Source organism: Gloeocapsopsis sp. IPPAS B-1203 (assembly GCF_002749975.1).
In the GTDB taxonomy this organism is placed as follows: domain Bacteria; phylum Cyanobacteriota; class Cyanobacteriia; order Cyanobacteriales; family Chroococcidiopsidaceae; genus Gloeocapsopsis.
Genome location: NZ_PEIG01000008.1, coordinates 80,402 through 103,927, shown reverse-complemented (window position 1 = coordinate 103,927; position 23,526 = coordinate 80,402). Strand labels below are relative to the sequence as shown.

Sequence of the window (23,526 nt, the reverse complement as noted above, 5' to 3'; positions counted from 1 at the left end):
CTAATATTCGATGTGGAGATACTAACTTATCAATTTGAGTTTCGTGACTACCAACGACAGTTTCAGTCACCGTTGAAAACAAATTATGGTAGCTGGAAAGTTCGCGAAGGAATTATTCTGCGTTTTACAAATAAAATAGGTAAAGTGAGCTATGGAGAAATTGCTCCGATAAGTTGGTTTGGTTCAGAAACAATAGAACAAGCTAAGGCTTTTTGCGATCAGTTACCACGAGAATTAACTCAAGAGGTCATCTTTTCAATTCCTGATACTTTACCTGCGTGTCAATTTGGGTTTGAATCAGCGTTAGAAGAGGTGAGTGATAGAGAACAACATTTAGAGTGTAGTGCGTTGTTGCCTGCTGGGGAAGCTGCTTTAGAGACTTGGCAGAAATTGTGGAGTGAAGGTTATCGTACTTTTAAGTGGAAGATTGGGGTTGAGGCGATCGCAGCAGAACTAGAAGTCTTTAAACAACTTGTGCGCATACCCGTCTCAGCAAAGCTGCGATTAGATGCTAATGGAGGATTGAGTTACAGCCAAGCAAATTTATGGTTACAGACGTGCGATCGCCTCAAAGAAGATCCAACAATATCTATAGAAATAGAATACCTAGAACAACCATTAGCAGTCACAGAATTTGCTGCCATGTTAGAGTTGAGTCACAGCTACAAGAGTACGATCGCTTTAGATGAGTCAGTAGCAACACTTCAGCAACTACAACAGTGCTATCAACAGGGTTGGCGAGGGATTTTTATCATTAAGCCAGCGATCGCCGGTTTTCCCTCACGTTTGCGCCAGTTTTGTCAGAGATATCAAATCGATACAGTTTTCTCCTCTGTTTTTGAAACTCAAATTGGTAAATCAGTAGCGTTGAAACTTGCAACTGAATTATCTTCTCCTCATCGGGCTATTGGATTTGGAGTCGATCATTTGCTTCAAGAACAGGATAGTCACTGGTTAGAAAACTTATGGAATACTCGCTAGAGGATTTTAAAAACTACATAGAACATTATTTGGTTTGTGAAAACAGCGATCGCTTACCGCAATTAACTGAGGAAATCTACTCACAAATTACTCAGTGTCAAATACAAACTCCTCACATTCTCATCGCTGAAAGAGAACCAGTAAGATTTATAGCAAGCTTTATGGCTGCTTGTAGCGCTGGCTATCCGGTGTTTCTTTGTAATCCTGACTGGAAAAAACAAGAATGGCAACAAGTATGTAGTTTAGTTCAACCCGACATCATTTTAGCAAGCAACCAATTACCCATTATCAATTACCAATTACCCATTATCAATTACCAATTACCCATTACCAATTACCAATTACCAATTACCAACCAAATCATGATCCCTACTGGTGGTTCATCAGGCAAAATAAAATTTGCCATCCACACCTGGGAAACACTAACAGCATCAGTTACAGGTTTTCAACAATATTTTCAACTTCAACAAGTTAATTCTTACTGCGTACTGCCACTGTATCACGTCAGTGGATTAATGCAGTTTATGCGTTCTTTTACAAGTAAAGGTAAGTTAGTCATTCAAAACTTCAAGCAACTAGAACGTCGAGAAAAATATCAAGTCAACCCTGTAGATTTTTTTATTTCTTTAGTACCAACGCAACTACAACGACTATTACAAAATTCATTACTCAAAGATCAGTTATCACAATTTCAAACTGTGTTATTGGGTGGTGCGCCAGCATGGAATGAACTATTAGCAGAAGCCCGATCAAACAAAATTCCTCTAGCACTTACCTATGGAATGACAGAAACTGCTTCGCAGGTAGCAACTCTTAAGCCAGAAGATTTTTTACAAGGAAAAGACAATTGCGGAAAGATTCTGCCTCATGCAAAAGTTGAAATTTGTAGTGCGCGAAATCAAATTGGTAATATTAAAATTCAATCTAAATCTTTAGCCTTAGGCTACTATCCTAATGTGTTTGAAACACCTGAGTTAATATTAGATGACTTAGGATATTTGGATTCTCAAGGATATTTAAATATTATCGGACGTAGCAGTGAAAAAATTATTAGTGGCGGAGAAAATCTTTATCCAATCGAAATTGAAATAGCCATTCGCGACACCCAAATGGTCAAAGATATTTGTATTATTGGAATTCCAGATCCTCACTGGGGACAAGCAGTAACAGCTATTTACGTTCCCAACTCAAGTACATGCGTAACAACTTTGCAAGCAACTCTCAAAAACAAACTTAGTAGATTCAAAATTCCCAAATATTGGATTTCCCTCACCGCATTACCCCGCAACACCCAGGGCAAAATTAACCGTCAACATCTACAACAACTTGCCTTAACCTCACTCCAAAAATAGACATATCTCCTTGCTAACTATTCTCCCCACTGCTGCAACCATAGCCCCATTTCCGCAGATAAGCTTTGCCTTTTTCGACTCTCCGCATCAATACAAACGTGCCGAGTTAAAGCTTTTGCCACTACTTTTTCTCCTATCATAATTTCATAAGCAATTGCAAAACTATCATTCTGTAATTTTTGCGGAATCAAACTAATAGATAAACTATCTCCACAAAACAGAGGACGAAAAAAATCTACACTAGCATGAACAATGGGAAATGCAGCAGCAGAATTGCTAAAAAATACCTTAAGATTGAAACCTGAAACTGCTAGTGAAGCTTCGTAAGCTTCATGGCACATTGTTAAAACATTAGCAAAATAAACGACACCAGCAGCATCAGTATCTTGAAAGCGAATAGTACGAGTATAAGTAAATGTCATTTGAGCAAGATGCCTACCCCACATCTAAGATTAATTTATTTGCATTACTGCTCTAACACTATTCTTAATTCTCTTCTACAGGACGAATAATAGGTGTTGCAGGCGTGATTTCGGGTTGGAAAATAGCATCAAGTGCTTGTTGGAGAGTTTCTGCCATGACAATCCGATTTTCGTAAGCAACAATAACGCGTACAAATGTTGGTAGACTATTTTGTTCTGCTTCTAAATAAAGTGGTTCGACATATAATAAAGATTCTTCAATCGGAATCACTAATAGATTTCCTTGAATAACTCGCGAACCTTGACGATTCCAAAGTGTAATTTGCTGTGAAATCACAGGATCTTGGTTAATTCTTGCTTCAACTTGTTCTGGTCCATAAACTAAAAGTTGTTTAGGAAATTCATACAACAACAATCTACCGTACTGTTCGCCATCGGCACGCGCTGCTAACCATCCAATTAAGTTAGGACGTTGTACAGGGTTAAATGGCAATAACAGAATAAATTCCTCAGTTTCTTCTGTAGGTATGCGCGTAATTAGAAAATAAGGTTGTACTTGTTGTGGTTCAGTTCCGTAAATCTCTGTGGGAAATCGCCATAAATCTTCGCGGTTATAAAATACCTGAGCATCTGTCATGTGATACGTTAATAAATGCTCAGATTGGGTGCTAAAAAGATCGATGGGATAGCGAATATGGCTGCGTAAAGCTGCTGGCATGGCATCAAGTGGTTTGAGTAATCCAGGAAAAATAGCAGCTATTGTGTTAATGACAGGATCTGTCGGATCGGCAATATAAAAATCTACTGAACCGTTGTAGGCATCAATAACAACTTTGACAGAGTTCCGGATATAGTTAAAGTCGTCTGTACCAGGATCGGAATAGGGATAGCGATCGCTTGTGGTATATGCATCCAAAATCCAGTACAAATATGTTGGTTCGCCTTGTAGAGTTGTATTTCCACCATCTGCTGCAACTAAATACGGATCTCGGTCATAACGTAAAAAAGGTGCGATCGCTTGGACGCGATTTCTAATATTGCGTCGAAATAATAATCTTGTCTGCGGCGTAAAATCTTGTGTGAGTAACATTTGCCAGTCTTTAAGATACTGGGCAAACAATAGCCGTCGCCAAAATGGACCAATATTAACTCCACCACGACCATCATAAGTGGTGTAGACGTTTTCATTACCGCTAGGATAATCTAATTCCTGAACTCGCGTGCCAGTCATAACGTAGGTATTAGCAATTTCCCCATAGTAGATTCGTGGCTGTCCAATAGGGACGCTAGCACGAATTTGTTCATTAGCGACTTCTAAAGCACCATCGTCGCCGGTTCCTGGATCTCCAATATTTTGAATAAAGTAGTCTGGTAAACCTCCAGGGGCGACAGTATTGACAGGACTTAAGGTAAAGCCGTAGCCATGAGTATAAACGAGGTGTTGGTTTACCCAGGTTTGTGCTTGTTGAGGAACAGCGTTGTAATCGAGTTCTCTTGCAGCAATAATTGTTTGTCGTCTCTCTGTTGTTTCGCCAGGAACCGCACTCAGGAGTGTATAGCGATCAATATCTGCATTAGGAAAACTATAATATGTCCGAATTTGCTGTAACTGACGGTTTGTTTCTAATAGCGGACGTGTATCCCACAATCGGATATTGCGAATTGTCAAATCATTTTCTTGTAAATCAGCAGCGGTTAGTGTGGGTTGAGGGTTAAATGTTTCTACATCAATTGTTGATAAATTAAACGCTTGACGAGTATAGTTTATACTTCGTTGAATATAAGGCGTTTCGCGTGCCAGTTCGTTTGGCTCAACAACTAACCGCTGTACAATCATCGGTACAGTATAGGTGGCTATAGCAATGACTGTGACGTATAAAATTGCGCCAGAAATGAATGAACCACCAAGACGCAAAGGACTCAAAGGCGATCTTCTTTGAGTAGAAAAAACAGCTTGCCACAGTAAGATTAGAGAAATTGCGGCTGAACCTAGACTAAGAGCAATGTAAACGGGAAAATCAACCGTGACATCGGTAAAGCTAGCGCCGTAGGTAGCACCACGAGAGGAGTAAAGTAACTGGTAGCGTCCTAACCAATAATGAAGCGCGATCGCACCACAAACAAAGCTACCCAAAACGTCTAAATGACGAATTTGGGCTAAGGAAAATCCTGGAAATTTCCCTTGACTGAGTGTATTGCCCGCAAGTAAGTAAATTAAAGTAACTGCAACTAGACCATAGAGAGACAATCCTAAAATCCAAAATCTCAGGAGTTCCCATACTGGTAGAGAAAACACATAAAAGCTAATATCGCGTTCAAACAGGGGATCGACGCCATTAAAGCTAGTGGGGTAAAAATATTTTAAGACTGTATCCCAACGCAGGGCGGCTACTAAAGCAATACTTAAACTAATTGCTAGGGCGATCGCTCTCAACCAAAAATAAGGACCTGCTAAAATTGCCGTACTTAATCCCCCCAAACCCAGAGCTATACTCAAACCAACAATGACAACAACTTGCCAATAGGGAATAGGAAATGGCGATAGTTGCCCAATTCGTTGGAAAAAGTGAATAACTGGCAACCATGACTGTAACTGAAAGACAGGTGGAAAGCGAAATTGAGGCTGCCAAATACTTAATGCTTCGTATAAGTAGTACCCCAAGATTAATCCTGCTAACACGCATAACAAAATTATGAGAGTTAATAGCCAGCGCAACCCAAAACTTTTTGGTATGGGATGTTTCTTCCTCGTAGTTGTTTGAGTAATTTCGTACTTGGAGGACTTGAGACGCTGGGCGATCGCTAAATTGCCAAACAAAAACACCGCCGAAGGGAAAAAGGCAAGTGCCCATAACCCCAACTGCGTTCTTAACCGGATGAGAAAAACTGGTAGATAACCGACATCCTGAAACCATAGCCACTCTCCAATAAAGCGCGTGATTAGTTCAACAACTATCCATACCCCTATCAACAGCGCTAGTGGCGAAAAAAATCGGTTTCCAAAAGTTTTAGACATAATCAGGGGTTGGGTAATGGGTCATCGGTAATGGGTAAGACAAGACTATAACCCCAATCACCGCGTTCCCAATTACCAGTTACCCTTAACTAAATTGTTCTTCTACATCTAGATTAAACAACATTTGCAGTGTTTGCATACAACGCTTGCGAGCTTCAATATCTTGTTGCGATCGCAGTTGTACCATCGGGTCGTGCAGGATTTTATTCACAATTCCCCGTGTCAAAGCTTCGATCACTTCTTGATGTTTTTCAGCAAATTCTGAACCCAAACGCGACAATGCCTTTTCTAGTTCTTGTTCGCGAATCGTTTCCACTTTATCGCGCAAACAGCTAATTGTTGTTACAGTGTCAAGCGATCGCCACCAAACATCAAACGCGAGAACTTCTTGTTCTAAAAGTTTTTCGGCTTCCATTGCCATCCGGCGGCGGCTTTCGTGGTTTTGAGCCACAACAGCTTTCAAGTCATCGACATTAAATGCTTGGACAAACTCCAATTCATTCACATCTGCATGAACATTACGCGGAACCGAAATATCAAATAACATCAAAGCCCGACTTGGTTCTAATGCTGCTTCTAGTTTTGCGCGATCGAGGAGAGGTTCTGTTGCTGCTGTACTAGTAAATACCAAATCTGACACTGCCATCACTGACATCATTTCGGAAATCGAGTGCAGCTGTAATTCTATCTGACGAAATTGATTGGCTAATTCTTCTGCCCGTTGTCGCGAACGGTTGATAATACAAATTTGCCCCGCGCCTTTAGCGATCAAATGCTGTACAAGCAAGCGTGACATCTTACCTGCACCAATAATCATCACTCGACAAGCTGCGAGATTTTGCACTTTCATCTGCGCCAATTCCACTGCAGCCGAACTAATCGAAACTGCACCAGTTCCAATACTTGTTTCTGTACGAACGCGCTTACCAGCAGTTAGGGCTTGTTTAAACAGTTTGTTAAGAATTAATTTTATTCCGTTGTATTGCTGTCCTAGTTTGTGCGTTTGTTTTACCTGCGCTAGTATTTGTCCTTCTCCCAACACCAAACTATCTAATCCAGCAGCAACGCGCATCAAATGCATAACAGCATCTTCATGAAGAAAGATAAATAAATGCTGTCTTAGACTTGACGCTGGCAACTTACTATGCTCTGCCAAAAACTGCGCGACTTCTTGAATACCCTGCTGCGTTTCGCGTGCAACAATATAAATTTCCAAGCGGTTGCAAGTACTGAGAATCGCAACTTCTTCAATGTGAGGGTATGTCAACAGGTGCGCGATCGCGCTTTCGACTTGGGGTTCTGGAATACTTAGCTTTTCTCTAACTTCGACTGGGGCTGTTTTATGACTTAGTCCCACTACCGCAATATTCATTCTTATTGCCCGCTGGATACCCTATCAAATTCAGACAGGGAGGAAAGCGGGGCGGGGTTTACCGCTTTCCTGTTTCCAAAAAAATTTATACTTAGGAGGATTGAATTTACTCTTTTTACCAATTGCTTTGCCATGGATAAATTCAGGGCGCAATCAATTGGCTATTTATTTTGCTGTGCCGCGTTTAGCACAATCATGACAGGCATTTGAGGTAGTCCCGCTTCCCCTAGGAAGAAGTTGAAGACGGGAAAATTTTTTCAACCTCATTAGCTGCTATCTTCTATCGTAGCTGTAGAGCCTTCGGCTCCTCAAACATATGAATTGTATCTACAAATCGAGCTGTTTGAGACTGGTTAGAAATGACTAAGCTTTGAGTTCTTGCGCCGCCACCGAAGAAGCGAACGCCTTCCATCAGGGTTCCTGGGGTGATACCACACGCTGCAAACAAAACGGTTTGACCCGAAGCTAGCTCTTCAGCGTTGTAAACTTTATCTGGGTTATTAATGCCCATTTCATTGAGCCGTGCAATGTTGCTTTCTTTGCTTTCTCCGATCAAACCTGTTTTGACTACTTCTGGATCGTAGATCAATTGTCCTTGGAAATGTCCGCCCAAGCAGCGTAAAGCAGCAGCAGAAATGACTCCCTCAGGAGCCGCACCAATACCCATCAAGGCATGAATATTCGTGCCAGCAAAAGCACAAGAAATAGCAGCAGAAACGTCACCATCACTAATTAAGCGGACTCTGGCACCTGCTTGACGAATTTCTTGAATCAACTCTTTGTGGCGAGGGCGATCCATCACAACCACAACTAATTCTTCTACAGCACGATTCAAACACTCAGAAAGAATCTTCAAGTTTTCGGTAGCAGATTTATTGATATCAACATGACCGCGTGCTAAAGGTGGAGCTGCTAACTTTTTCATATAAAAATCAGGTGCAGCAAACAAACCGCCTTTTTCAGAGATAGCAAGCACTGCCATTGAACCATTTTGCCCATAGGCAACAAGGTTAGTGCCCTCGCAAGGGTCAACAGCAATATCAATTTCGACTAACTCGTCTGGGTTACAGTAATCTTTGGCATCCTCGCGGGTGCAAATGCCAACTTCCTCACCAATGTAGAGCATCGGAGCATCATCGCGTTCTCCCTCACCAATGACAATACGCCCCCGCATATAAATTTTGTTCATCCGCTCCCGCATTGCTTCAACTGCTACTTGGTCAGCGGTGTTCTTTTCTCCTTTACCCATCCAGCGAGCACTTGCGATCGCAGCTTGCTCTACCACTTCAATAATCTCTAACCCTAGTGTGTTTTCCACAGATTTCCTCCCAACTGCTTGCTAACGGCGCTGTTTTGTCTAGTCATACCAGTTCTCAAGTCTACCAAAGGGAGGATACCTGTGCGAGACGTCTGACACAAGTTGGTGTTAAGTTTTGCTGCTTAGAACTAGGGAAGCCAAGCGAAAGGTGCGGGGGCAGCCCCTGTTGAGCAAAATGGCGTCGAGGAGCTAGGGGCACTCATACTAGGGAGCAATAAGCGTTTTTGCTATTGTTTTTTTGAACGCTAAATTTTCACTAAAAATTTTACTGAAATTTGTTATTTTGTGATGCTTTCTAAGTTGATCTAAGCTAGTAATTATCACAAATTTACTAAAAAAAGTTCCGGCTTCTTTTATTTTGTGGTAGTGCTGACTCTGACCCCCGATTCCTATCTCATTATGTTTGTCAACTCACTTCTCAATCGCCATCCTGAACGAGTGAAAGCCAATGTAGAAATCTATACTTGGCAAGTTTGTCCTTATTGCATTCGTGCCAAATTGCTGTTGTGGTGGAAAGGTGTAAATTTCACTGAGTATAAAATCGACGGCAACGAATCTGCCAGAAACCAGATGGCAGAACGCGCACAGGGGCGTCGGACAGTACCGCAAATCTTTATTAATAATCAGCACATTGGTGGATGTGACGACCTTTATCAGCTAGATGCACAAGAGCAGTTAGACACGTTATTAGCTAAAACAGTAACTGTTTAAAAACTGTGATCTCAAGACTAATACTGGACCATCCTGAATATCTCACACATTGTCACTGGATGAGTAAAGCGATCGCGCTTGCCCAAGCAGCCGGTGAAGCAGATGAGGTTCCTGTAGGTGCTGTTATTATTGATTCTAACCACAACGTCGTTGCGACTGCGGAAAATCGTCGGGAAAGAGATAAAGACCCCACGGCTCACGCAGAGATTTTAGCGTTGCGCCAAGCTGGTCAAGCAATACAAGATTGGCATCTCAATAACTGCACTCTTTACGTTACCTTAGAACCCTGCCCGATGTGTGCAGGAGCAATTATTCAAGCACGATTAAAATTATTAGTCTATGGTACAGACGATCCCAAAACTGGTGCCATCCGCACTGTCACTAATATTCCTGATAGTGCTTGCTCCTACCATCATGTGACTGTTCTCGGTGGCATTCTTGAATCAACCTGTCGCAAACAACTCCAAACATGGTTTGCCACTGTGCGCCAACATAAACAAGGGTAGGCGGGTAGTAGGGAGACTAAGAGAGTGGTGAAGTGGTGAAGTGTTGAGTTAACAATGCCATCAAGGTCTTCTCATAACTCATAATTCACGCATTCAAAACGTGCTAAGGCACCGCTACGCTAACAAAACTATTCACTAGCCACTAGTCACTCTATTCACTCACTCCTCACCCCTCAACGCCAGTTTGCTCAACGGAGGACACCTCCGCACGCAACTGGCTCCTCCTCGCCCCTCTTCCTCATGACGCTACTAAAAGTGTCCTGGAAATACAAGACATTTTGCGATAGAGAAATTACGGTAGAAGAAGAACTACCTGCCGTGATTGTTATTTGCATTGACTTGCCACCACTATGATTCAGCTCGACTCCCGTTTTGTTATAGGTTCACTGGAAACACGCATGAATACTAAGGTGGCCCCTTCTACTTCTTCTGATATATCTCGTGTTTCACCTTGGTTAGCTCAGCTTGTCTATCCTTTAGGAAGTCGCTTTGTTTTACCATTTTTCTTTCGCAAGCTTGAAGTTACTGGACAAGAAAACTTACCTATTACTGGACCAGTCATTCTTGCTCCTACTCACCGTTCGCGTTGGGATGCTCTACTTGTACCTTATGCTACTGGTAGACTTGTTACGGGAAGAGACTTGCGCTATATGGTATCAGCAGATGAAGTGAGAGGGCTACAAGGTTGGTTTATCCGCCATTTGGGAGGATTTCCTATTGATACTAAGCATCCTGCTATTTCTACCCTGCGTCATGGAGTCGAGCTGCTACAATCAGGAGAAATGATGGTAATTTTTCCGGAAGGTAATATTTTTCGTGATGGGACAGTTCACCCACTCAAACCAGGATTAGCACGTATCGCTTTGAGTGCAGAATCAAATCATCCTGGATTAGGAGTCAAGATTGTACCTATTCATCTGTGTTACAGTCAACCTTATCCTCGGTGGGGCTGTGAGGTAACTATTCGCATTGGTTCTCCAATACAAGTAGCAAAATATAACGCAGGTTCTATTAAACAGAATGCCAAAGAGTTAACAACAGATTTAGAAGTGGCGCTCAAAGCCCTTAACGCTCAAGAGTCAGAATTCGCAGCAGTGCAATCAGAATTTGAAAGCATTCAAGAGGAGCGAGGGATACCCCATGTTTAAAAGCTTCTTGATTGAATAAGGACACATGAAAGGAGAAGTGAGGGAGTAGGAGCGCTCTGCGAGTAAAAAGATTGTGATTGATTGCTTTTCTCCTCAATGTTTTTCTTCCCCTAACCCCTCGCCCCTCGACGCCAGTTGCTACAACGGGGGACACCCCCGCACCACACTGGCTCCTCCTCGCCCCCTCTTTGGTCACTGCTCAGCCAAAAGGAACCAATTTAGTGTAGGTTAAGTCTAAACCAAGAAACTTTGGGTGCCGCTGGTTTGGTGAAAGACTCAATCGGAGTTAAGATACCCGAAGTTTGAACTACTTTTGTGTTTTCTCAAACGTAATTAATAACTCCATGATTTCTGCTGTAACTGTTCGCTTCTTACGTCACACCTGCCTGACTTTTCTTCCGGTTATGGCAGCTTTAAGTGTTGTTTCACCTGTAAATGCTCAGACATCTACACCGAACCTACCAGACACTCCTAATCAAGCACAACCGATAGACCCAAGTAATCCTAATGTTCTGCGTCCTACGCCGCAAAATAATACCTTATTAAGTACGGCAGCAGGGCAGCGTCTCATGACTGAGGCTAGTAATGCAGTAGCATCTCAGAACTATACTTTAGCAACACAGAAATTGCAGGAGGCACGGGAAGTTTATAACCAAATGTCTAATTTCTACCAGGAGCTTGCTACTAGTTTCTCTGGAATTGATAACCGTGTTGCTGATAGTCAACGAAAAAAGGCTCTAGAAACTGCCCAGATGCGTGATGATGCAACTTATCAACTAGCGCTTGTTCATCGAGCACAAAACCGCTCTGAACTTGCAGTGCCTCTGTTAGTACAGATTATTCGCAGTCAAAATCCCACGCGTGACTTAGGAAAAAAAGCTTACCAACAGTTGTTTGAGCTGGGCTTTGTTGATACACCTTTTCCGAGAAGTGGTGCAACCCCAACGCCTCCAAATACTTCTCAAAGCAATCAGCGCTAATCTACTTGTCCGAAGAAACAGTTAAATTAAAACTAGAGTTGAACAGCTTTTATAGAGATTGCAATGATAAGCCCCCAACAGGTTGAGGAAATGATCAGGTCGCAAATTCCAGATGCCGAGGTTCAGGTGCAAGACTTGACGGGCGGTGGCGATCATTATCAAGTGACGGTGGTTTCGTCTCAATTTGAGAACAAGGGACTAGTACAACAACATCAACTGGTTTATGGTGCTCTACGGCAAGCTATGTCTTCTGAAGCTATTCACGCCTTAGCACTAAAAACTTACACTCCTCAAGCTTGGCAGGCAGTTAGTTGAGCAACAACTATGGGGAGGTCTATAAATCCTGGCAGCACAGTAAACCTTAGCATGAGTAAGAAAAATTATGACTCCAGAAGCACAACAGCGCATTGATCATCTGATCAAAGAAAACAAAATTATGGTTTTCATGAAGGGCACAAAACTAATGCCCCAATGTGGTTTCTCTAACAATGTAGTGCAAATCCTCAATGCATTAGGAGTTCCTTTTGAAACTGTAGACGTTTTAGAAAATTACGAGATTCGCCAAGGAATCAAAGAGTACTCCAATTGGCCAACAATTCCTCAAGTTTACATCAATGGTGAATTTGTGGGTGGCTCTGATATTTTAATTGAAATGTACCAGAAGGGCGAACTACAACAGTTAGTAGAAGTAGCGCTTGCTTCGTAAATAGCTTTAATTTGTTTAGTTAATTCCCCTGCGGTTGTTACGCCAGCGAGGGGATTTATTTTTGCATCATAAATTCTCCTTATGTGCTATGACAATCGTATTAAGCTTAATGGTATTTGTGCTAATAGTAGTCTGACTCGGGTTCAGGTTGAGCGAATTCAAAATTATATGGATCGTAGAGAAATCGAACAGTTTCTTCTTCTAATTGATGGATTAAGTAAGGTTCAATAGCGCTACTTTGATGCAAAGCTGCTAAATAACCATCTAAGTAAAGTCGTAAATCATCTGCGCGATAGCCGCGATTCCACATATCGACGAAGGCGTCGGTAATTCTTTGATAGAAGCGAATAGTTGAAGTATCTTGAAGCATGGTGAAGGCTCAAACAACAAATAAATGTAAAATTACCAGAATTAAAATATCTCTATATACAGTTTAATTCTATTTGCGTTCTAGGTTTTGTCGTAGCTTAAACAATAACGTTGTCAACTTACCTAAGTGTATAGCGGTTGTGGAGATACTCAATACTTCCTGACGTTATTGGTAGTAATAATTACGATTGCAATTTATTTTATTTTTATCGTAATCAGACAAGCTATCAGTGTCATATATCTACTGGGTTATTTTACTTAGGAAAATTAACTAAAAAACTGAGTATCTGACGCTATTGAGCTATGCACAAGTTGTAAAAAGAGCTATTCATCCTCAACACAGTAAAGTTATTTAAGCTAGTGACCTGCGATATATCTCAAGATAGCCAATGCAGTATAACGTTAGATTTATAATCTAGAAATAAAGCTGATTTAATACAGCCTTCGAGTGCGCCAATTTCCCAAATCAGTAGAGTAACTGACCCAACTACGAAAAGACAATTGCGCCCATCGTAGCAATAGTTACAAAACCATAACTCTGGCTTTGGTACTTTTGGAGTCACACGAACGCAGAGGAAACTTGCCATAGTGGGTTCGGTTTGTATTGAAATTGTTGAGGGAAATCCGCATTTGCGATCGCTACTTAGTTGGCACTTGCAACAAGTAGGCTATCGAGTACACCAAGCCGCGAGTCTTTATCAAGCACAAGAAGTCTTCCTGGTGCGCCAACCAACACTTGTGATTCTTGATGCAGAACTTAAAGATAGTGAAAGTATGGAATTTTGCCGCTGGTTGCAACGACAGCAACAGCCCTTAATTTTAATGCTATCGACTCGCAACTCAGAAGCAGATGTTGTTGCCGGATTAAAAGCAGGGGCAGATGATTATCTTGCCAAACCTTTCGGGATGCAGGAATTCTTAGCACGAGTAGAAGCCTTAATTCGTCGCAAGCGTACTCCAGTAGCACCAGCATACTTAGACTACGGAGCGCTACAAATTGATCTAGTACAAAGACGTGTCTGCTTTCACGGAGAGTTTATCGATTTAACTCCTCAAGAATTCAGTTTACTATATGTATTAGCACAAGCTGGAGGAATTCCCCTAAGTCGCTTAGAACTACTACGTCGTGCTTGGCCTGAAGCTATCGATAATCCTCGTACGATTGATACGCATGTCTTGTCCTTGCGCAAGAAAGTTGAGCGCGATCCGCGACAACCAAATTTGATTCAAACTGTGCGGAATGTAGGCTATCGCTTCAACATGGAATTACTGGATAATAATATTAGTCAAGCACCTGAGGTTGTACATCGCAGACAAATCGCTGCAGAACATGTAAATTCTCAACCTTCAGCCCTTAGTAGACAGTTTTAAAGTGCGAGTGAAGAGTGGAAGAGTAGGAGTGTAGGAGTGTAAGAGTGTGGCAGAGATCTAATTAATATGCTATTTTGCCCTCTTACCCTACTACCCTACTACCTCTGCTATGTGGCAACCTTAAAGTAAAGCGATATAATTCGTGCTGTTGTTATTTAAAGAGTATTCGTGGATCAGCAAAATATTGGCGTAGCGGTTGTTGGAACTGGTTTTGGTCAAAAAGTTCATATTCCTGGGTTCCAAGCACATCATCGTACGCAAGTGGTTGCTATTTACCACAGAGATCGCGATAAAGCTACAGCGATCGCACAATCCCATAACATTCCCTATGCTTGTCAATCAATTGCAGAAGTTGTTTCATTACCCGAAGTACAAGCTGTCAGCATCGCAACCCCACCATTTCTGCATTACGAAATGGCAAAATCTGTACTACAAGCTGGAAAACATCTATTACTCGAAAAACCAACAACGCTTGCGGTTACAGAAGCACAGGAGTTGCACCAACTCGCGCAAGCTAACCGCGCTGTGAATGCACTTGATTTTGAATTTCGGTTTGTTCCTGCGTGGCAACGTTTTGCCGAACTACTCAGCGAAGGATATGTTGGCAATAAACGTTTAGTAAAGATTGATTGGCTTGTTTCTAGCCGTGCAGATGCCTCGCGACCTTGGAATTGGTACTCTCAAAAAGAGAAAGGCGGCGGTGCTTTGGGTGCTTTGGCTTCCCATACTTTTGATTATGTCAGTTGGCTATTTGGTTCTGTACAAAGACTATTTGCCCATTTAAATACAGCAATCTCCCTGCGTCCAGATAATACTGGAAAGATGAAGCCTGTTGATGCAGATGACACTTGTCTACTGATATTAGAGTTAGCAGATGGTACGCCCTGCAATGTTTGTATTAGTGCAAGTACGTTTCAAGGACGGGGGCACTGGATTGAGGTTTACGGCGATCGCGGTACTTTAGTGTTAGGAAGCGAAAATCAAAAAGATTACGTACATGGTTTTCGTCTTTGGGCTGCACCTGTGGGTGAATCTCTCACCGAAATAGAAATTCCTCAACGTTTAGACTTTCCTCAAACTTATCCTGATGGTCGCATTGCGCCGTTTATTCGAGTCGTGGATCGTTGGGTACAAGGAATTGACGTAGGTGAATCTTTGACACCATCTTTAAAAGAAGGTGTTTACTCACAGTTACTGATGGATCTCAGTCATATTTCCCACAATAGTGGTAGTTGGGTAGATGTTCCTGATTTTACAAATATGCAGCTTTAACAGAGCGATCGCGTAACAGTACAAGTAAAGCTTAACCTAATGATTGTTCTTCCAGCTCCTTTATACACCACAAGCTATGGCACAGCGTATGTTGGTGATTCAGTTGCACTGCTAGATTAGATTTAAACTGATTCTATTGATTTAGAGATTGACTTCACCACCTTTTGCCCTACAATGTCAAAAAACTTCTTGTGTACTTCGATGCAGCAGCTAAAAATCATACTCAATCTGATTCCCACGGCTAATGACATCCACACAGGACTAGATGCACTCGCATTAGGCTCCTTATTCACCTGAGTGTGGCTAGAATTATTTCAAGGTGTTAAATAGTTCCGACGGACGCTAGGTTAAATCATTTTACTAAGTGCGATCGCTTCCGGAATATCTTAATCTTAGTATTTTTAATAACGAACTATTTCTATATTTCCTACGTACTTGATGCTTCATATCCAAAGAGGAATTTTGCTGATCCACCATTGTTTTTGCAGAGCAATGGCTCGTTTGTATCCTGCGTTAAATTCATTGAGAGTTTAGCGCAGGCTTTTAGGTCACTGAAGTTGATCAATCAGCAGGGGCATCACTAGATTTGGGAACCTCCGACTCTTCTGACATAGGATCTTCTGGATTTTCACTGTCTGAAGGAGTAGTATCGTCAACTTCTACCTCTTGTGCCAGTTTTTGTGTGTTATCAGAGGAAACTTCTTCTTGTTGGTTCGTCATAAATCCTCCCGTTTTTGTTGGGACTAGTACCCATTTTAAGAAGTCTTCTAAAAAATTGTAGTCACTATCTGAAACTTTATGGAGAAGCAATAGTTAATATAAAAAGGTCAAACAATGAATTGGAGGAAGCCCTGACGCCAGCTGCTTCCATGTTAAACCAGCATCCTCTGACACAAAGAGTTGACCATCGCTCGTGGCAAAAGCAGCCTTATCCTTTAATGCAGTAAGGCTAGCCGTATCGATGTTGTCTGAGAACCATTGTGGCAAACCTTGTTCGCACTTCTCAAATGTCCCTGGTAGGTCAAGTGAGCGTCGATAAATTGCTGCCTTAGTACCAGATGGACCGACCGATGTACTCATCAAAATCGTCTTGCCGCAAACTGCTACAGCACGAGAGTAGGTGGCGTGCAGGTTGGCTTGGTCAAAGCTCCACGAATCTCCTCCATCTATGCTAGTAGCTAGTCCTTTTGCCGTAGCTGCTAGTACAAAACTAGGATGATCTGGAACAGTGAGCACTTGATGAACATCCGAGTGCAGATCGATGGTTGGCTGCCACGAGCGTCCGCGATCCTTGGAACGTAAGATACCGCCGACGTGTACGTTTGCGTAAAGTTCGCCTGAGTGCCCTACTGCAAGAGAGCGAAGTGATGGCGGACCACCCCAAGGCGTATACCACTTGTCTCTCCCTGGGACTAAGTCAAAGCTATTGATGAATTCAATCCTCCCATGTGCAACCCATAGAAGATGAGCATCTGATGTACCCACAAGAACTTTTCCGTTGAGTGGCTCAATGCAATTCAGTTGCAAATCTTGGATAGTTGAGGTTACTAATTGCCACTCGCCCCAATCGTCGCGATGCCATACTGAGTTACGATCAACCACTACCCACACTCCATTGAGACTTGGGGCAATAGCAGTGATGTTGCGATCCTCTAGTTCAATCCTCTGCTCGGATTTCGAGAACAATAACAAACCATCGTTTGTTCCTACTATTAATAGCTCATCATGGCTAGCGTCAATTCTAGACAATTCTATTGTTTGCTGAACAAATCCAGTCATATCTAGACTTCCTTTCCCTATTGCTCAAGTTTTCTCAAACAAGAGAGAGTTAGATGGTTGCCTTTTTAAATGTGTTTCTTCAGTTTCTATTATAAGAGCTAAACTGTTAAGTTAACTTCTAAATAATTGTATTATAGAGTGTAGAGTTACTTTATAAAGTAATTGTTACTTTTGTACAAATATTTTTATTCTTTAGATTTGTCAGTTGACTTTAGTTATTCATGCTATTAAGGCAGATTTTCTCAAATAACGCTAATGGTAGCGATCATTAAAACTAAAAGTAATTTAATTTAGGTATAGTGTAAAGCTGTTTAAGCACTATTTTCTTTAATTACTGTTACCAGTAACGCTGTTGTGCAAAACTTGTAAATAACTGTTACAAACAATTGATAAGCTGCATAAAAGATAAACGTAATTTTGAATTAATACTGATGGAAGTAAAACTATAGCTTTGTGAGAGAATGAGGATAAGATTTAAGTACAGCGAACGCAAAAGATGCTTTTGCACTTAACAATTAAAAGGAAACATAATAGCAACTCAATATGGTACACTTGGGAACGTTTTTTTGATCAGAACAGCACTTGCTGATTCGTTATTCGGTTTGGGTGGCAACGATGTTTTGCAGGGGTTAGCAGGCAAAAGTGGCAATGATACGCTTATTAGTAGTACGGATGCTGATACTTTTGAGTTTGTGCCTCTATTAGAAGGTATTGATACGATTCAAGACTTCTCTGTTAAGCAGGGAGATAAAATAGAAGTCTCGGCTGCTAGGTTTGGTGTTGCTGTAAATGATACCAGCAAGTTCTCTTCCAGCAACAATACATTCTTCTTTAATACAACAGCTGTGGCAATTTTCCAACCTAATTCAGGGTTTAGCACCGGTACCAATATCAAAGTTGTCTAGTTATTACAGTTCAGCTTAGACAATCTTAATCAGAAGAACGGGATCAAACAGGGTAAGCAGAATCACATTTGTGTGAAGTGCCGTCGTCAGTTTTTCGATAGTTACGATGCGCCGTGAACTTACTCGCAACAGGTTAAACAACACTGCCTCAAACTTATACGTCAATGGACTAGGATTTTGTGCGATTGAACGAGTCACAGGCGTACATCACACTACCGTCACCTACTGGGTCAAACAGGTTGGACAACATCTCAAAGATGCTCCGGAGTGTTCTGAGATGCCTCAAGTCAGAGAACTGATGAACTCGAAATAATTCGTTGGCAAGAAAAAAACAAAATCTAGTTGTGGGTAGCAGTTGATTATTTCCAAACCGGAATTTTAGCATGGGTAGTCGGAAGACGAGACTCTAAAACGTTTGAACTACTTTGGCAACAGGTCAGAACTTGGCAATGTTATTTTTATGTGACGGATGGAGTGTTTATCCCTGCTTTATTGTCTATTTGAAGCGTTTCAGGACGACGAGAGTTGGCATGTAGCAAGTCCTATTGCTCAAGTTAGAGGTGTAGAGAAGTTTCCTCAATTTCTCTACCTTGAAACTTCAAAGTTGGTTCATAAGCCCCCAAAATTGGGGTTGGGGGCAGTTTATAACAGTAGCCTTTGCAAACAGCTGAGAAGTCCCCTAGACTTGGGACGTTGGGGGAGAAGACCTGTCTAAGAACCTGCTGCTGTCCCTTCAGCACCCTCTTGAGATGGATTAGTACCACTATCACTGCGTTGCGGAGGCGCTTGCTCGCCATCAGCACCGTAGTACCGCCATTTCCAGTTGCGAATTTCTGGCATATCTTCGCCGTATTTCTTGATGTAATGCTTGTGGTCAATTAATTTGTCGTAGAGCATTTGTTTAACATAAGCAGCGGTGTATCCTAGTTTGGACACGCGGTCAATCACATCGATTGCGAGGTGGAAGCGATCAAGATCGTTGAGGACGACCATATCAAACGGTGTGGTTGTTGTTCCTTCTTCTTTGTAACCTCGTACGTGCAAGTTTTTGTGATTTGTTCGGCGGTAGGTTAAGCGGTGGATTAACCAGGGGTAGCCATGAAAGGCAAAGATAATCGGTTTATCAGTGGTGAAGATACTATCGAAGTCTTTATCGCTTAAACCATGAGGATGTTCTGTCTCAGGCTGCAGTGTCATTAAATCGACTATGTTGACGACGCGCACTTTCAGATCGGGGAAGTTTTCCCGCAAAAGATCAACTGCGGCTAAAGTTTCTAGTGTGGGAATATCGCCAGAGCAAGCCATCACAACATCAGGTTCGCCGCCGCGATCATTACTCGCCCACTCCCAGATTCCAATACCTTTTGTGCAATGTGCGATCGCGGCATTCATATCCAGGTACTGTAACGCTGGTTGTTTGCCTGCCACAATTACATTGACATAGTGACGACTTCTCAAGCAGTGGTCGGTGACAGATAGTAGGGTATTGGCATCAGGTGGCAAATAAACACGAATCGCTTCTGCTTTTTTGTTCATGACATGATCGAGAAAACCAGGATCTTGGTGCGAAAAGCCATTGTGATCTTGTCGCCAAACATGCGAAGTTAGCAAGTAATTGAGCGAGGCGATCGGTCTGCGCCAGGGAATATGACGGGTTGTCTTCAACCATTTAGCGTGTTGGTTGAACATCGAATCAATAATGTGAATAAACGCCTCGTAGCATGAGAATAAACCGTGACGACCTGTGAGGAGATAGCCTTCTAACCAACCTTGGCAAGTGTGTTCACTCAAGATTTCCATCACGCGACCGTCTGGCGATAGCTGGTCATCTTCTGGCAGGATTTCGGCTAACCAAGTTCTGTCTGTTGCCTCAAATACATTGTTGAGTCTGTTTGATGCGGTTTCATCAGGACCAACAATCCGAAAATTGCGGCTTTCTAAATTGCGTTTCATCACGTCACGGAGGAAGGTTCCCATAACGCGCGTTGCTTCCGCTTCAACTGTTGCTGGTTTATCTACCTCCACTGCATAGTCGCGAAAATCTGGTATTTTTAAATCTTTAAGCAGAATTCCACCATTGGCGTGAGGGTTATCGCCCATGCGTCGTTGTCCTTGCGGGGCAAGTTCTGCCAATTCAGGTATAAATTTACCATTCTCATCGAAGAGTTCTTCTGGTTTGTAACTCTTCATCCAGTCTTGTAGGAGTTTGACGTGTTCTGGGTTACTAGCCATGTTTGCCAAAGGAACTTGGTGCGATCGCCAGTAATCTTCAGTTTTCTTGCCATCAACTTCCTTGGGTCCTGTCCAACCTTTGGGCGATCGCAGAATAATCATCGGCCACTGAGGACGTTTTGTGAATCCATTGCTGCGCGCCTCATTTTGAATTTCTTTAATCTCTGCGATCGCTGTATCCAAAGTTGCAGCCATTAACTGGTGCATTGTTTCTGGATCAGAGCCTTCCACAAAATAAGGCTTGTAGCCGTACCCAACAAATAAGCTTTGCAACTCCTCGTGCGAGAGACGCGCTAATACTGTCGGGTTAGCAATTTTGTAGCCATTCAAGTGTAATATCGGCAACACTGCACCGTCGTAGACCGGATTGAGGAATTTATTACTGTGCCAACTTGTTGCTAGAGGTCCTGTTTCTGCTTCGCCATCACCCACAACGCAAGCAACAAGCAAATCAGGGTTATCAAACGCTGCACCGTAGGCGTGCGATAATGCATACCCTAACTCACCACCTTCATGAATCGAACCAGGAGTTTCTGGCGCGACGTGGCTAGGAATACCACCAGGAAAGGAAAACTGTTTGAAGAGTTTTTTCATCCCCTCGGCATCTGGGGAGATATTTGGGTAATACTCGCTATAAGTACCTTCTAGGTAAGTATTGGCAACTAATCCAGGACCACCGTGACCAGGACCTGTGATATATATAGTATCTACGTCGTACTTTTTAATGACGCGATTGAGGTGGACATAGATAAAATTTAACCCTGGTGTTGTCCCCCAATGTCCTAGTAGTCTCGGCTTGACGTGTTCGATTTTTAGCGGTTCTCTTAGTAGTGGATTATCAAGTAGATAGATTTGTCCTACTGAAAGATAATTTGCTGCACGCCAGTACGCATTCATCTTGCGGAGTTCTTCGGCAGATAAAGGACCTGCTTGGAGTGTAGATGCGATCGCTTGAACCATATTGATATGCCTTCCTTGTAAGTTTTAGAAATCTACATCAATTCCTTTTTGCTTCATGCTTAATCAAGAAACTAAGCTTAGGAAACTTATTTATTTTAATGTCGATATAACTGGGAAATGGAGAACATAATATGTTTCTTTCTCATCTACTGAAATGCTATTCAATCAACAAATTTTTGTTGATTTTTCACTTTTGGAGTAACAAATCACCTGGCTTAAATTGAGGAAGCAATTTTAAATATGTTAATTACAATGCCTAACTATGAGAATGTTTCTAAAATTAGAACTTTTTCTTAAATACTCTATTCGGAACTTGACAAGTAATAACTTAATTATAGATTGCTACTCTTTCTATCTTCTACTGACTTAAGTGAGAGTTTTATCTAATACGTTAGTAACCTTTATATCAATAGAAAATTTACTCAGGGGAATGTTTAATTTTAAGTTTAAACAGATTTATGAATAAGCTATTGACCTAACTGTAGAATCCTAGCACTTGTAGAAAAATATTGCTAACTTATTTATGCGGCATCTACTTTATGCTTCGTTCCTAATGTTTCATTTGTTGATTAAGCTTTTAGCTCTTGATTCATTGTTTACTCTGTATCTATCATTCTGACATACAGTAAATTTCAAAAAAGTAGTTATGATTACTGAAGCTTATAAAATACGTGTTTTTTTAACTTGATTTGTATCATTAACTACTTTAAGTTAAGGCTTCGTTTTTTTGTCAACCTCTCTTCCAGGGAAGCTCATTTTCAATAAATAATGTTAGTTTTTAAGATTTTTTTAATATTTACTGCTTTTGAAGGAAGCAACTGTATAGCAATTTACTTTTTTTAACACTTGTAAATAAATTCATGCTTATAATAACGATAAGATTTATCTATAAGTCTTTTCCACTTTTTGAAGATATTGAAAAGGTAAAGTTTTATAAAAAGAGTACTTGGAGGGTAGATGTTCAATAAGCAATTAACGAAAGACTAAGTTATTGACAACTATCAATAGTAGTAATTGCCCTAGTCTAATTTCTTTATAAGTAAAAATGAGCCATAAATCATAATTCTCTACTCTCCTCTGTACCTCTGCTTCCTTGTATGTAACAAATCCAAAACAGTATTACTTGTTCTACGTAGCAATCCAGCATAACCATAACCAAAAGGCGCGATGCAGTTCGTTTCAGTCAGCTTTGACATCGCAATACCAAAACAGGTGGTTGTTTCCAAACGCGATCGCTTCTCGATTTTCCTAAAGATTGTTCACAAAACACTCCTTTACGATTGAGTCAGGACGTATAGCAGTGTAAACATAAACAATCTAGATAATATCTACAAAGTGCCAATAGATTTCTGCTGTTGCAATGCCGGTGTGTCTAGCGACAGAATAATAGATTGCTTGCAAAAGTACTTAAACTGTCATGTTGAGCCAAGCGAAACATCTCGCGAGATTCTGCACTACATGACATTCCACTGCAGCTATTTTTGGTGAATTAGTATCTTTAAACTTTAGATTACTCGTTCAAAACCAAAATTGCTGGCAACGAAGACGGATCTTTATTTTTTGAGAACGCTTACGCTCAAAACGTGATGGAGGAGGAAGCGGTTGATTTTTAGCGTTAGTTAATAACCAACAGTAACTTAACCAACATCCATAAGTCAGAAAATAAACTGTAGGTTCCATAATTATTTGTAATAGCGTTGTTCAATCCAGACTCGCATTTCTGCTTCTGAGGCAAGGCTAATTTTACTGTCTGAAACTGGATCATAAGCTTGCCAATAAGAGCGACCATAACGATCTTTTTTTTGCCAAACTTGTAGGCGATCGCGACTTGTTAAAGCTTGAAACAAACGTAATAAAATAATTCTGAATAGACTTTTAGTATTCTGCTTTTTTTGTAGATAAATATTTGTAAAACCAGAGGCTTTCATGGATTTATATAATTAATTCAGCTCTTATCTTTAGTTTTCTTATACTTTTTTCTTAAAAGGAAGGTACAAATTAAAATATTTTAAATAGTACAGTTTCATGCAAATTTAACTGTTCTAGATGAATAAAGTAGAAGTGTACCAGGACATTTATCAAAGAATCATTTATGATGACAAAACATCATCGGATTGTCATTCTTC

General features: G+C 41.3%; 20 protein-coding genes and 2 pseudogenes. 12 read left to right on the top strand and 10 right to left on the bottom strand.

Features of this window, described 5'->3' with window-relative positions:
* The first annotated feature begins 12 nt into the window (after positions 1 to 12).
* A complete protein-coding gene (locus tag CSQ79_RS15505) occupies positions 13 to 981 on the top strand; it encodes an o-succinylbenzoate synthase (RefSeq protein WP_099702072.1) in 969 nt (322 codons plus the stop codon).
* A complete protein-coding gene (locus tag CSQ79_RS15500) occupies positions 966 to 2,333 on the top strand; it encodes a 2-succinylbenzoate--CoA ligase (protein ID WP_099702071.1) in 1,368 nt (455 codons plus the stop codon). The genes CSQ79_RS15505 and CSQ79_RS15500 overlap by 16 nt, the downstream gene beginning before the upstream one ends.
* 17 nt (positions 2,334 to 2,350) lie before the next feature.
* Here the strand turns inward: CSQ79_RS15500 and CSQ79_RS15495 are convergent, their stop codons facing one another.
* From CSQ79_RS15495 to glpX, 4 genes are all read right to left on the bottom strand, one after another.
* Complete coding sequence (locus CSQ79_RS15495; RefSeq protein ID WP_099702214.1) at positions 2,351 to 2,755, bottom strand: acyl-CoA thioesterase; 405 nt, start codon at positions 2,753 to 2,755, stop codon at positions 2,351 to 2,353.
* Positions 2,756 to 2,819: 64 nt separating this feature from the next.
* Positions 2,820 to 5,771: a UPF0182 family protein gene (locus tag CSQ79_RS15490; RefSeq protein ID WP_099702070.1), complete on the bottom strand. Its 2,952-nt coding sequence runs from the start codon at positions 5,769 to 5,771 to the stop codon at positions 2,820 to 2,822.
* Positions 5,772 to 5,856: 85 nt separating this feature from the next.
* Complete coding sequence (locus tag CSQ79_RS15485; RefSeq protein ID WP_099702069.1) at positions 5,857 to 7,143, bottom strand: glutamyl-tRNA reductase; 1,287 nt, start codon at positions 7,141 to 7,143, stop codon at positions 5,857 to 5,859.
* A gap of 280 nt (positions 7,144 to 7,423) precedes the next feature.
* The gene (gene glpX / locus CSQ79_RS15480) at positions 7,424 to 8,461 is read right to left on the bottom strand and encodes a class II fructose-bisphosphatase (protein WP_099702068.1); all 1,038 of its coding nucleotides are present in this window, start codon (positions 8,459 to 8,461) and stop codon (positions 7,424 to 7,426) included.
* 399 nt (positions 8,462 to 8,860) lie between these two features.
* On the opposite strand from glpX, the gene grxC reads away from it, so the two are divergent.
* From grxC to grxD, 6 genes are all read left to right on the top strand, one after another.
* Complete coding sequence (gene grxC / locus CSQ79_RS15475) at positions 8,861 to 9,172, top strand: glutaredoxin 3 (protein WP_099702067.1); 312 nt, start codon at positions 8,861 to 8,863, stop codon at positions 9,170 to 9,172.
* Between the two features lie 5 nt (positions 9,173 to 9,177).
* Positions 9,178 to 9,678, top strand: coding sequence for a tRNA adenosine(34) deaminase TadA (tadA, locus tag CSQ79_RS15470; protein WP_289501172.1), 501 nt, complete (start codon positions 9,178 to 9,180; stop codon positions 9,676 to 9,678).
* Between the two features lie 398 nt (positions 9,679 to 10,076).
* A complete protein-coding gene (locus CSQ79_RS15465; protein WP_289501171.1) occupies positions 10,077 to 10,826 on the top strand; it encodes a lysophospholipid acyltransferase family protein in 750 nt (249 codons plus the stop codon).
* A gap of 344 nt (positions 10,827 to 11,170) precedes the next feature.
* Positions 11,171 to 11,806, top strand: coding sequence for a hypothetical protein (locus tag CSQ79_RS15460; RefSeq protein WP_099702064.1), 636 nt, complete (start codon positions 11,171 to 11,173; stop codon positions 11,804 to 11,806).
* 63 nt (positions 11,807 to 11,869) lie between these two features.
* Positions 11,870 to 12,121, top strand: a complete 252-nt coding sequence (locus tag CSQ79_RS15455) for a BolA family protein (RefSeq protein ID WP_099702063.1) — start codon at positions 11,870 to 11,872, stop codon at positions 12,119 to 12,121.
* Positions 12,122 to 12,188: 67 nt separating this feature from the next.
* Complete coding sequence (gene grxD / locus CSQ79_RS15450; protein WP_099702062.1) at positions 12,189 to 12,512, top strand: Grx4 family monothiol glutaredoxin; 324 nt, start codon at positions 12,189 to 12,191, stop codon at positions 12,510 to 12,512.
* 121 nt (positions 12,513 to 12,633) lie between these two features.
* Here the strand turns inward: grxD and CSQ79_RS15445 are convergent, their stop codons facing one another.
* Complete coding sequence (locus CSQ79_RS15445; RefSeq protein WP_099702061.1) at positions 12,634 to 12,882, bottom strand: DUF6761 family protein; 249 nt, start codon at positions 12,880 to 12,882, stop codon at positions 12,634 to 12,636.
* Positions 12,883 to 13,469: 587 nt separating this feature from the next.
* Between CSQ79_RS15445 and CSQ79_RS15435 the strand changes: the two genes are divergently transcribed.
* Positions 13,470 to 14,252 carry a response regulator transcription factor gene (locus tag CSQ79_RS15435; RefSeq protein ID WP_099702059.1) on the top strand — a complete coding sequence of 261 codons (783 nt, stop codon included), beginning with the start codon at positions 13,470 to 13,472 and terminating at the stop codon, positions 14,250 to 14,252.
* Positions 14,253 to 14,420: 168 nt separating this feature from the next.
* Complete coding sequence (locus CSQ79_RS15430) at positions 14,421 to 15,524, top strand: Gfo/Idh/MocA family protein (protein WP_099702058.1); 1,104 nt, start codon at positions 14,421 to 14,423, stop codon at positions 15,522 to 15,524.
* Between the two features lie 561 nt (positions 15,525 to 16,085).
* Here CSQ79_RS15430 and CSQ79_RS27860 read toward each other — a convergent pair.
* Positions 16,086 to 16,244, bottom strand: coding sequence for a hypothetical protein (locus tag CSQ79_RS27860; protein WP_289501170.1), 159 nt, complete (start codon positions 16,242 to 16,244; stop codon positions 16,086 to 16,088).
* A gap of 93 nt (positions 16,245 to 16,337) precedes the next feature.
* Positions 16,338 to 17,303 carry a beta propeller repeat protein gene (locus CSQ79_RS15425; RefSeq protein ID WP_099702057.1) on the bottom strand — a complete coding sequence of 322 codons (966 nt, stop codon included), beginning with the start codon at positions 17,301 to 17,303 and terminating at the stop codon, positions 16,338 to 16,340.
* Between the two features lie 566 nt (positions 17,304 to 17,869).
* Between CSQ79_RS15425 and CSQ79_RS15420 the strand changes: the two genes are divergently transcribed.
* Both CSQ79_RS15420 and CSQ79_RS28645 read left to right on the top strand, forming a co-directional pair.
* Positions 17,870 to 18,208 (top strand): hypothetical protein, encoded by a 339-nt coding sequence (locus CSQ79_RS15420; protein ID WP_099702056.1) that lies wholly within the window; start codon positions 17,870 to 17,872, stop codon positions 18,206 to 18,208.
* Between the two features lie 42 nt (positions 18,209 to 18,250).
* Positions 18,251 to 18,694 (top strand): annotated as a pseudogene (locus CSQ79_RS28645) (IS1 family transposase); the annotation flags it as partial.
* Positions 18,695 to 18,919: 225 nt separating this feature from the next.
* On the opposite strand, the gene CSQ79_RS15410 reads toward CSQ79_RS28645, so the two are convergent.
* The 3 genes and pseudogenes from CSQ79_RS15410 to CSQ79_RS15400 all read right to left on the bottom strand — a co-directional run bounded on the left by CSQ79_RS15410 (position 18,920) and on the right by CSQ79_RS15400 (position 23,328).
* Positions 18,920 to 21,400: a phosphoketolase family protein gene (locus CSQ79_RS15410; protein ID WP_099702054.1), complete on the bottom strand. Its 2,481-nt coding sequence runs from the start codon at positions 21,398 to 21,400 to the stop codon at positions 18,920 to 18,922.
* A 1,274-nt stretch (positions 21,401 to 22,674) separates the two neighbouring features.
* A pseudogene (locus CSQ79_RS28915) lies at positions 22,675 to 22,789 on the bottom strand (cytochrome c oxidase subunit 3); the annotation flags it as partial.
* 293 nt (positions 22,790 to 23,082) lie between these two features.
* Positions 23,083 to 23,328: a hypothetical protein gene (locus CSQ79_RS15400; protein WP_099702053.1), complete on the bottom strand. Its 246-nt coding sequence runs from the start codon at positions 23,326 to 23,328 to the stop codon at positions 23,083 to 23,085.
* Positions 23,329 to 23,526: the final 198 nt, after the last annotated feature.